At 74.2% G+C, this 9,535-nt stretch carries 7 protein-coding genes and 1 pseudogene; 5 read left to right on the top strand and 3 right to left on the bottom strand.

Going from position 1 to position 9,535, the window contains the following annotated elements; translation table 11 throughout:
* Nucleotides 1-69: 69 nt before the first annotated feature.
* On the top strand, nt 70-1,026 hold the full coding sequence (locus ACFVQG_RS24715) for a GNAT family N-acetyltransferase (protein WP_383387366.1): 957 nt from the start codon (nt 70-72) through the stop codon (nt 1,024-1,026).
* Nucleotides 1,027-1,047: 21 nt separating this feature from the next.
* Here the strand turns inward: ACFVQG_RS24715 and ACFVQG_RS24710 are convergent, their stop codons facing one another.
* Entirely contained in the window at nt 1,048-2,472 is a 1,425-nt protein-coding gene (locus tag ACFVQG_RS24710; protein ID WP_383387364.1) for a M1 family metallopeptidase, read from the bottom strand.
* A gap of 87 nt (nt 2,473-2,559) precedes the next feature.
* Between ACFVQG_RS24710 and ACFVQG_RS24705 the strand changes: the two genes are divergently transcribed.
* Nucleotides 2,560-3,060 (top strand): hypothetical protein, encoded by a 501-nt coding sequence (locus ACFVQG_RS24705; RefSeq protein WP_383387362.1) that lies wholly within the window; start codon nt 2,560-2,562, stop codon nt 3,058-3,060.
* Nucleotides 3,061-3,366: 306 nt separating this feature from the next.
* On the opposite strand, the gene ACFVQG_RS24700 is transcribed toward ACFVQG_RS24705, so the two are convergent.
* On the bottom strand, nt 3,367-4,068 hold the full coding sequence (locus ACFVQG_RS24700) for a pentapeptide repeat-containing protein (RefSeq protein WP_383387360.1): 702 nt from the start codon (nt 4,066-4,068) through the stop codon (nt 3,367-3,369).
* 189 nt (nt 4,069-4,257) lie between these two features.
* Here ACFVQG_RS24700 and ACFVQG_RS24695 point away from each other — a divergent pair, with 189 nt between their 5' ends.
* From ACFVQG_RS24695 to ACFVQG_RS24685, 3 genes are all read left to right on the top strand, one after another.
* The gene (locus tag ACFVQG_RS24695; RefSeq protein WP_383387357.1) at nt 4,258-5,430 is read left to right on the top strand and encodes an NAD(P)-binding protein; all 1,173 of its coding nucleotides are present in this window, start codon (nt 4,258-4,260) and stop codon (nt 5,428-5,430) included.
* A gap of 70 nt (nt 5,431-5,500) precedes the next feature.
* Nucleotides 5,501-6,478, top strand: coding sequence for a zinc-binding dehydrogenase (locus tag ACFVQG_RS24690; RefSeq protein ID WP_383387355.1), 978 nt, complete (start codon nt 5,501-5,503; stop codon nt 6,476-6,478).
* A 69-nt stretch (nt 6,479-6,547) separates the two neighbouring features.
* Nucleotides 6,548-8,053: an MFS transporter gene (locus ACFVQG_RS24685; RefSeq protein ID WP_383387353.1), complete on the top strand. Its 1,506-nt coding sequence runs from the start codon at nt 6,548-6,550 to the stop codon at nt 8,051-8,053.
* A gap of 13 nt (nt 8,054-8,066) precedes the next feature.
* On the opposite strand, the pseudogene ACFVQG_RS24680 reads toward ACFVQG_RS24685, so the two are convergent.
* Nucleotides 8,067-9,475, bottom strand: a pseudogene (locus tag ACFVQG_RS24680) (NAD(P)/FAD-dependent oxidoreductase).
* Nucleotides 9,476-9,535: the final 60 nt, after the last annotated feature.

Here is a 9,535-nt window from a genome sequence, read left to right as displayed (position 1 = left end):
GGCCCCGGTGTACGCCGAGGGCCCGACGCCTCTCCTCCGGCTGACCGGGCCACCGCCTAGGGTGCCCGCATGATCATCGACGTCCTCGCGGGCCACGACGCCAGGGAGCTCCAAGGCCAGGGTCCCCTCCTCGCGGACATCACCGCGCTCTACGCGGCCAACCGCGACTTCCACACCCTCAGCGGCGACTTCCCCGACCCGGACGACATCAGCCCCGCCCAGGTGGCGCAGGCACTCACCGGCGAACTGGCCAACCCGGACACCGAGATCCTGCTGGCCCGCGTCGAGGGGCGGCTCGTCGGCATCGCCATCACCCTCGCCCACCACCCCGACCCGGCCGACCCGGACCCCTGGATCGGGCTCCTGATGGTCGACCCGGCCCTCCACCGACGCGGATACGGACGCCGACTGGCATCCCTGGTCGAGGACCGCTTCCGCGCCACGGGCCGTACGGGCACACGCCTCGCCGTCCTGGCCAACAACCCCCGCGCCCTCGCCTTCTGGACGGCCCTCGGCTACGAGGTCATCGACCACCGCCCCGACCGCGCGGCGGGACGCCCCTGCGCGGTCCTGCGCAAACGGCTGCGCGTCCCACGCCGGGCCGCCCGGATCGCCGTGGTCGACCCGGAGGGAGCCGTCTTCCTCTTCCGGTACGACAACGTCGAGGTCGGCGTCCACTGGGCGCTGCCCGGCGGCGGCCTGGAAGCGAACGAAGGGCCGCGCGAGGGCGCACTGCGCGAACTGCGCGAGGAAACCGGCTGGACGGACCTGGAGCCGGGACCCCTGCTGTGCACCTGGGAGCACGACTTCACGCACTCCTCCCGCCCCGTCCGCCAGCACGAGCACATCTTCGTCACCCACGGCCCCCACCGCGAACCCACCGGTCCCCACCTCGCCGCCGCGCACTCCGTGGACGACATCCTCGCCTGGCGCTGGTGGAGCCGGGAGGAACTGGCGCAGGAGCCGGAGCCGGTGTGGCCGCCCGGACTGGCAGGGCTGCTGGACGGGTGGGAGGGCCACCGGTAGGCGCGCCGCACCCCGCCCGTGTCACCGGGGCGGCTTCCCGTCGCCGTACAGCCAGTCCCGCCAGACGCCCGAGAAGTCGGAGCCCGGCGCACGCCGTTCCACCCACGCCGTGAACTCCTCCGTGTCGGCCGTGCCATGCCGCTGGGCCGAGGCCCAGTCCCGCAGGAGGGCGCGGAAGGCGGTGTCGTCGCCGAGGATCTGGCGGACCCGGTGCAGGGCCATGGCGGCACGGTCGTAGACGGGGCGGCCGGAGATGCGGGCGGCGTCGGGTGGGTCGGCGGGCGGGAAGGCCCAGAGCCCGTCGCCGTCCGCGTCGCTCGTGTCCTCCGGACCGCTCTCGTAGAGCGCGTCGAACGTCTGCTCGGCCGTCTCCCCGCCCTGGTCCTCGCGCCACAGCCACTCCGCGTACGTGGCGAAGCCCTCGCTGAGCCACATGTCCCGCCAGGTCCTCGGCGTGACGGAGTCGCCGTACCACTGGTGGGCCAGCTCATGGACGAGGAGCGTGAGGTCGGGGGCGCCGGGGAAGACGGGGCGGTTCTGGGTCTCCAGGGCGTATCCGATGTCTTCGGGGCGCTCGACGATCACGCCGGTGGAGGCGAAGGGGTACGGCCCGAAGTTCCGCTCCGCCCAGGCCATGACGTCGGGGAGACGGCGCAGGACGGCGCGGCTCGCGTCGGCCTGCGCCGGGTCCACGGCGGTGTGGACGGGCAGGCGGCCGTCGCGGGCGGTGATGTCGTAGCGCTGGATGTCGTACCGGCCGATCGCGACCGTCGCGACATGGCTCGCCATGGGCTCCGCGGTGCGCCAGGCATACGTCGTCCGGCCGCCGCGGGTGGTCGGCTCCCGCGTCAACTGGCCGTTGGAGACGGCCCGCAGCCCTCGCGGCACGGTGACGCTGATGTCGTACGACGCCTTGTCGGAGGGGTGGTGGTTGCCGGGGAACCAGGCCATCGAACCCGTCGGCTGACCGAGCCCGAGCGCGCCGTCCGCGGTGGGCAGCCAGCCCTCCTCGGAGCCGTCGGGGTCGGTGATGGTCTCCGGGGTGCCCCCGTATCGGACCGTCACCCGGAAGACGGCGCCCGCGTCGAGTTCGTCGCGCGGGCGAATCGTCAGCTCCTGCCCCGCGCGGTTCCAGCGGGCGGGGCGCCGGTCGACGGCGACGGAGTCGACGTCCAGGCCGGACAGGTCGAGGTTGAGGGCGGAGAGGTCCTCGGTGGCGCGGGCGGTGACGGTCGCCGTGCCGGTGAGGTGGCGGTCGGTGGGGGTGTAGGCGAGGGTCAGCGCGTAGTGGGTGACGTCGTAGCCACCGTTTCCCGCCCTGGGGAAGTAAGGGTCGCGCAGGCCGTCGTCGCCGGGGGCGCCGGAGACACCGCCTCCGGCGCAGGCGGCGGTGAGGGCGGCGACGACGGTGAGGGCGGGGCCGGTCCGTGGGTGGGGGGTGCGCACCCGCCGAGCTTATGAGGCCGGTGCCGGGTTCCCGGCTGGACGGCGCCCGGTGCCGGAGTGGGCCCCCGCCCGTGGCACGATCAGCCCGTGCTCGACATCGGCTACGCCCTCTCCTCCCGCTTCCCCGACCCCCCGCAGACCGACTACCGCCGCGCGGACGTCCACGCGCTGCGGCACGACCTGTTCTGCGGTGACGTCTATCTCGCCGACACCGAGTCGGACCGGGAGCTGTCCACAGCCTGGGGATGGGTGCCGGTGCTCGACTTCGCGTGGGCGCTGTGCGACATCGTCGAGCGGCTGGACCGCGACCCGCTGGGCTCCCGCGCCGCCCGGCCCCAGCGGGCGGAGCTGGACTTCACCGAGTCGACGGACCGCATGCTCTTCGAGCGCCGTTTCGGCTGGGTGGACGTAGAGGCCGACTGGATGCCCGCCGAGGAGGCCCCGCTCACCTTCTCCCACACCGAACTGCGCCGCGAGTCCCGGGACTTCCTGCACGACCTGCTGGCCGACCTGTCCGACATGCACGAGGACCTCGCCGAGAACCCGGCGATCTGGACGCTGCAGGCCCGTTTCCCCCGGGTTCCCTGACCTTGCCGTCCTGACGTCGGCCGGTGAGTCCGGGCTGGTGCCAGGGCAGGGGAAACGAGGGCGGCGGCAGGAGGCCGAGCGGCAGCGGCTTGCCGCCCGCACCACGCCGGACGCGGGGCGGTGGGAAGTGGTCGTCGAGACCCGGGACCAGGCGGAGATGCGTACGCGGTTGCGCCGCCTCCAGGAGGCGCGGTCCTGGCTGAGCCGCAGGCAGTCCCCGCGCCTGTTCGGCGGCGGCAATCCGACCACCGGGACGAGACAGACCTACCGACGGATCTCAGGCGCAGGACACTAGCCCCCCGCCCCCTACTCCCCCGCCCCCTGCTCCCCCTCCACCCGGATCCCCAACGCCCCCGCCAACACCGGCGCCAGCTCCACCAGTTGCCCCGGACTGATCACCGCCCCCGCCAGCCGCTCCACCCCCCGCTCGATCTCCAGCTCCGCCGCGCCGCGCAGGTCCACGTCCTTCAGCGTGGCCCCGCTGAAGTCCACGCCCCGCAGCGCGCAGTCGAGGAACTCGACGCGTTCCAGGTCCGCGCCGCCGAAGTCCGGCTCGACGAGGACGCAGGAGTCGAAGACGACGTCTCTGAGCCGGGCGCCCCGCAGATTGACGAAGTCGAGCTTGCCGCCCCGGACGAGGACTCTCTCCAGCGCGGCGCCGTGCAGTCGCGTCCCGCCCAGGCGGGCGTCGAGGATCTCCACGTCCCGCAGCGTCGCATCGGCGAGGTCGGTGCCGACGCCGCGTGGGGCGCTGACGCGGGAGTCGAGGATCCGGGCGCGCCGCAGCCGGGTCTCGTCGAGGGCGCAGGCGGTCAGGGCGCAGTCCATGAAGCGGGCGCCCCCGCCGTCCTGACCGCCGAGGTCCGCCTCCCCGAACTCCAGCCCGTCATAGTCCCCGTCCGGCTCCAGCCCACCCCCTCGCCACGGCTCCAGCACCGGCAGCCGCACCTCCGCCCGCCGCGCCCCCCGGACCCGGCTCGCCGCCTGCCCACGCCCTCGCCTCACCATGCCCCCATCCTGCACCCCACCACTGACAATCGCCCTGACCTGCACAGACACCCTTCCTTTCGCAGCGATGTCACATTTCGGGGCTCGCGAGGGGTCGTAGTGGCAGCACAGCGACCGCAGAGCGCCGGGGCATCACCGCCAAGCCCTGCCCGGCGCCCACGCACCGACCGACCCGAGGGAGTCCAGCCCATGCACCGCATCACCGTCATCGGAGGCGGATTCGCCGGCCTCACCGCCGCCATCACCGCCGCCGAAGCGGGCGCCAAGGTCACCCTGCACGAGGCCCACCACACCCTCGGCGGACGCGCCCGGACCGCCGAGGCCCCCTACCGCACCAACGAGGGCCCGCACGCCCTCTACAACGGCGGCCCGCACTGGACCTGGCTCCACCAGCGCGACCTGATCGGCCCGCTGGCCCCGCTCCCGCCCCTGGAGGCCGCCCGGCTCCGGCTGCGCCACAAGGGCGTGCTGCGCCGCACCCCGCCGTTCGGGATGCTGAAGCTGCTGCGCCGTACCGCCCGGCACGCGCCCGTGGACGTCGACTTCCTCACCTGGGCGACCGAGCAGGCCGGTGCGGAGGCCGCGCGGGCCGCCGCCCACTACTCGGCGGTCGCCCTCTTCCACCACGATCCCGGCTCGCTGTCCGCGGCGTTCGTGCAGGAGCGGCTGCGCCGGGCCACCAAGCTGCCGCCCGAGGCGCACTACCCGCGCGGCGGCTGGGCGACCGTGATCGACCGGATGGCGGCGCGCGCCTGGAACCTCGGGGTGCGCATGGAGACGCTGTCCCGCGTCGAGACGGTCCCGGAGGGGCGCGGCCCGGTCATCGTCGCCACCTCCCTCGACGCCGCCCGCCATCTCCTCGGCGACGCCAGTCTGACCTGGCCCAGCGGCCGTACCGCGCTCATCGATCTCGCCGTGCGCACCCGGCGCGGCGACGCGTTCGCCGTGTCCGACCTGGACGCGCCGGGCTGGCTGGAGCGGTTCACCGCGCAGGACCGCACCCTCGCCCCGGCCGGGGAGCAGCTGGTCCAGGGCCAGATCCCGATCGCCCCCCACGAGTCGCGCGCCGACGGCATCGCCCGCGCCGAGCACCTGCTCGACCTGGCGTTCGACGGCTGGCGTGAGCGCCTCACCTGGCGCAGCGAGGCCACCGCCAACGGCCGTACGGGCGCCGTCGACCTGCCCGGTACCTGCTGGCGCGACCGGCCCGCCGTGGACCGCGGCGACGGCGTCTATCTCGCGGGCGACCAGGTCGCCGCCCCCGGTGTGCTCTCCGAGGTGTCCTTCAACAGCGCTCTGACGGCCGTGTCCCTGGCCCTGGGCCGCCACGGCCTGAACTCCCTTGACCTCAAGCACGCTTGAGGTTGAAGAGTGGGTCCCGGATCAGCGATCAGCACGCAGCTCACCGCCCACCAGCACAGGGGGACCCGCCATGCACGCCATCCGCCTCCACGCCTTCGGCCCCGCCGAGAACCTCGTCCTCGAGGAGGTCGAGGACCCCCGCCCCGGCCCCGGCCAGGTCCGTATCGCCGTAGCCGCCGCCGGTGTCCACCTGCTGGACACCGCCCTCCGGGAGGGACAGCGGGGTCCCGCCCCCGCCCCGACCCCGCTGCCCACCATCCCCGGCCGCGAGGTCGCCGGTGTCGTCGTCGCCCTCGGTGAGGGCACCGACGGGGCCTGGCTCGGCAAGCGGGTCGTCGCCCACCTCGGCTTCGCGCCCGGCGGCTACGCCGAACTCGCCGTCACCGACGCCGACCGCCTGCACGAGGTCCCCGCGCACCTCGGCCTCGCCGCGGCCGTCGCGATGATCGGCACGGGCCGTACGGCGATGGGGATCGTGCAGTTCGCCGAGCCGGGCCCCGGCGACGTGGTCCTGGTCCCGGCCGCCGCGGGGGGCGTCGGCACCCTCCTCGTGCAGTACGCCAAGAACGCGGGCGCCACCGTCATCGGGCTCGCGGGCGGCCCGGAGAAGACCGCCAGGGTCGCCGCGAACGGCGCGGACCTGGCCGTCGACTACCGGGACCCGTCGTGGCGGGAGCACGTCAGCGCGTACGACGGCAAGGTGACGATCGTCTACGACGGTGTCGGCGGCGACGTGGCCCGCGCGGCCGTCGGCCTGCTCGCCCCGGGCGGCAGGCACCTCGTCTTCGGCTGGTCGGCGCAGGGCATCGGGGCGGACACCGTCCCGTATCTCGTCGACGGGGTGTCCGAGCAGGTCCTCGGGCCGGTGATGCTGGAGAAGGCGGGCGGCCCCCACCCGATGCGCACCCTCGAACTGCGCGCCCTCGCCGAGGCCGCCGCGGGCCGTCTCAGCCCGGCCGTGCACCGCTTCCCGCTCGCCGAGGCCGCCGCCGCCCACCGTGCGCTGGAGTCCCGCGGGACGACCGGGAAGGTGGTGCTGGAGCCATGACCGGGCGAGCGCGCGAGGGCCCGGTCCCGCGCGGATGCGACATGACCCGATTCATGGTCTTCTGGCCGGATGAGTGTCACCCGAAAAGGTGAAACCAGCACCGCGACGGACCCCCACGACCCGCATCGCTGGTGGGGCCTGGTGGTGATCGCCCTGGCCCAGCTGATGGTCGTACTCGACGCGACCATCGTGAACATCGCCCTGCCCTCCGCCCAGAGCGACCTCGGGATCACCGACGGCAACCGGCAGTGGGTCATCACCGCCTACACCCTCGCCTTCGGCGGACTGCTGCTGCTCGGCGGCCGGATCGCCGACCTCGTGGGCCGAAAACGCACCTTCGTCATCGGCCTGATCGGCTTCGCGGGCGCCTCCGCGATCGGCGGCGCGGCCACCACCGCGGGCATGCTCTTCGGCGCCCGCGCCCTCCAGGGCGCCTTCGCCGCCGTCCTCGCGCCGTCCGCGCTCTCGCTGCTGACGACGACGTTCACCGACCCCGAGGAGCGCGGCAAGGCCTTCGGCGTCTACGGCGCCCTCGCGGGCAGCGGCTCCGCCATCGGGTTCATCGTCGGCGGTCTGCTCACCGAGTACCTCGACTGGCGCTGGTGCCTGTACGTCAACGTGCCCATCGCCGTCGTCGCCGTCATCGGCGCCTTCGCCCTGCTCCACGACCGCCCCGGCCACGCCGGTGCCCGGCTCGACGTACCCGGTGTGCTGCTCGGCTGCGGCGGCCTGGTCGCGATCGTCTACGGCTTCAGCGAGGCCGAACCGCGCGGGTGGAGCGACCCGTACGTGCTCGCCCTGTTCGCGGTGGGCGCCGCCCTGCTGACGGCGTTCGTGTGGTGGCAGACCAGGGCGCCCAAGCCGCTGCTGCCGCTGCACATCATCAAGGACCGCAACCGCGCGGGCTGCTTCCTGACCATGATGCTGGCCGTCATCGGCATGTTCGGCCTGTTCCTGTTCATGACCTACTACCTCCAGGTCGTCCTCGGCTACTCGCCGGTGCAGACGGGCCTGGCGTTCCTGCCGCTGACCGCCGCCATCATCGTCGGCGCCACCCAGATCTCCGCCCGCCTCCTCCAGCACGTCGCCCCGCGCATGCTGATGGCCCCGGGCATGGTCCTGGCCGCGGGCGGCATGCTGATCCTCACCCGGCTGACGGTCGACTCCGCCTACGCGACCGAGATCATGCCCGCGCTGATCCTGATGGGCCTCGGCATGGGCCTCACCTTCATGCCGGTCTTCGCCACCGCGACCGCGGGGGTCGCCCCGCAGGACTCCGGTGTCACCTCGGCCACCGTGAACACCGCCCAGCAGGTCGGCGGCTCCATCGGCACGGCCCTGCTCAACACCATCGCCACCACCAGCACCACCGCCTACGTCGCCGCCCACCTCCGCGACCCCGCCCAGCGCGCGGAGGTCGTCCGCGAGGGCACCGTGCACGGCTACACGGTCGCCATCTGGTGGGCCGCGGCGATCATGCTCCTGGCGGCGGTGGTGGCCGCCCTGATGGTCACGGCGAAGCCCCCGAAGCACGGCACACCGGCGACGGAACCGGTACCGGAGTCGGTGCGCTGACCCGCGAGGACCGCTAGTGCCTGCCCGCCAGGCGGTCCGCCACCCGCGCCAACCGCGACGACCCCGCCCCACCCCGCGCCGACTCCCGCCGGTCCGCCGCCCGGTACGCCGCGTACAGCCCGTGCACCCCCAGCCACCGCAGCGGCTCCGGCTCCCACCGGCGCACCCGGTGGCCCACCCACGGCAGACCGGTCAGCTCGGTCGCGGCGCCCTCCCCCGAGTCGAGCAGCACCAGGTCGCGCAGCGTCCGGGCGGCGAGGTTCGCGGTGGCCACCCCGGAGCCGACGTAACCGCCCGCCCAGCCCAGCCCCGTCGCCCGGTCCAGGGTGACCGTCGCGCACCAGTCACGCGGCACGCCGAGCACCCCCGACCAGGCGTGCGCGACCCGGACGCCGCCCAGCGACGGGAAGAAGCGCACCAGGATGCCGTACAACGCCTCGACGGTGGACGGCCGCGTACCGCCGTCGTCGTCGGTGCGCGAGCCGAAGCGGTACGGCACTCCGCGCCCGCCGAGCGCGATCCGCCCGTCCGCCGTGCGCTGGGCGTACATGTACGCGTGCGCCATGTCGCCGAGCGTCTCGCACCCCGCCCAGCCGATGTCCGCCCACCGCGCCCGCGGCAGCGGCTCGGTCACGATCATGGAGGAGTTCATCGGCAGCCAGGTCCGCCGCTGCCCCTTCAGCTCCGCCGTGAACCCCTCCGTACAGCGCAGCACGTACGGCGCCCGCACGGTCCCGTACGGCGTCACCGCGCGCCCCGGCCGGATCTCCGTCACCGGCGTCGACTCGTACACGGCCACCCCGAGCCGCTCGACGGCCGCCGCCAGCCCCTTGACCAGCTTCACCGGCTGCACCCGCGCCCCATGCGGCGTCCACGCCGACCCCACCGCCCCGGCCACCCGGATCCGCTCGGCGGTCTCCCGGGCGCCGTACAGCTCACGGTCCCGCTCCCCGTACGCCAGCTCCCGCTCGTGGAACGCCTTCAGCCGCCCCAACTGGGCGGACGTGTACGCCACTTCGAGCACCCCGCCGCGCTGGACGTCGGCGTCGACGCCCTCCTCGTCCGCGACCCGGACGACCTCCGCCACGGTGTCGTTCATGGCCCGCTGGAGGCGTACGGCGGCCTCGTGGCCGTGCAGCGCGGCGTACCGGTCCCGGCCCGCGACGCCGTTGTAGAGCCAGCCGCCGTGCGCCCCGAGGCGCCGTACCCGGCGAACTTCCGCTCCAGCACGGTGATCCGCAGGGACGGCCGGGCCCTCTTCAGGTAGTACGCCGTCCACAGCCCGGTGTACCCGGCGCCGACGATCACCACGTCGGCGTCCGCGTCACCGGGCAGCGGCTGCCGGGGCTCGGGCAGGCCGTCCTGGGCGTACCAGAAGGAGACACCGCCGTTGACGAGACGGCTGCTCGCGGAGTCGCTCATGGCCGGAAGCTAACCCGGCGCGGGGCCCGTTGTCTGCTACGGAATCCGTTGTCCTGCGGC

This window comes from Streptomyces sp. NPDC057877, from assembly GCF_042796855.1.
In the GTDB taxonomy this organism is placed as follows: domain Bacteria; phylum Actinomycetota; class Actinomycetes; order Streptomycetales; family Streptomycetaceae; genus Streptomyces.
The sequence above is the reverse complement of the archived record's forward strand: the minus strand, read 5'-3'. Positions and strand labels throughout refer to the sequence as shown.

What these genes read in the sequence shown, in the direction of transcription:
- ACFVQG_RS24715 (WP_383387366.1), top strand. Translation starts at nt 70, where the DNA reads ATGATCATCGACGTCCTCGCGGGCCACGACGCCAGGGAGCTCCAAGGC.
- ACFVQG_RS24700 (WP_383387360.1), bottom strand. Translation starts at nt 4,068, where the DNA reads ATGGTGAGGCGAGGGCGTGGGCAGGCGGCGAGCCGGGTCCGGGGGGCG.
- ACFVQG_RS24695 (WP_383387357.1), top strand. Translation starts at nt 4,258, where the DNA reads ATGCACCGCATCACCGTCATCGGAGGCGGATTCGCCGGCCTCACCGCC.
- ACFVQG_RS24690 (WP_383387355.1), top strand. Translation starts at nt 5,501, where the DNA reads ATGCACGCCATCCGCCTCCACGCCTTCGGCCCCGCCGAGAACCTCGTC.
- ACFVQG_RS24685 (WP_383387353.1), top strand. Translation starts at nt 6,548, where the DNA reads ATGAGTGTCACCCGAAAAGGTGAAACCAGCACCGCGACGGACCCCCAC.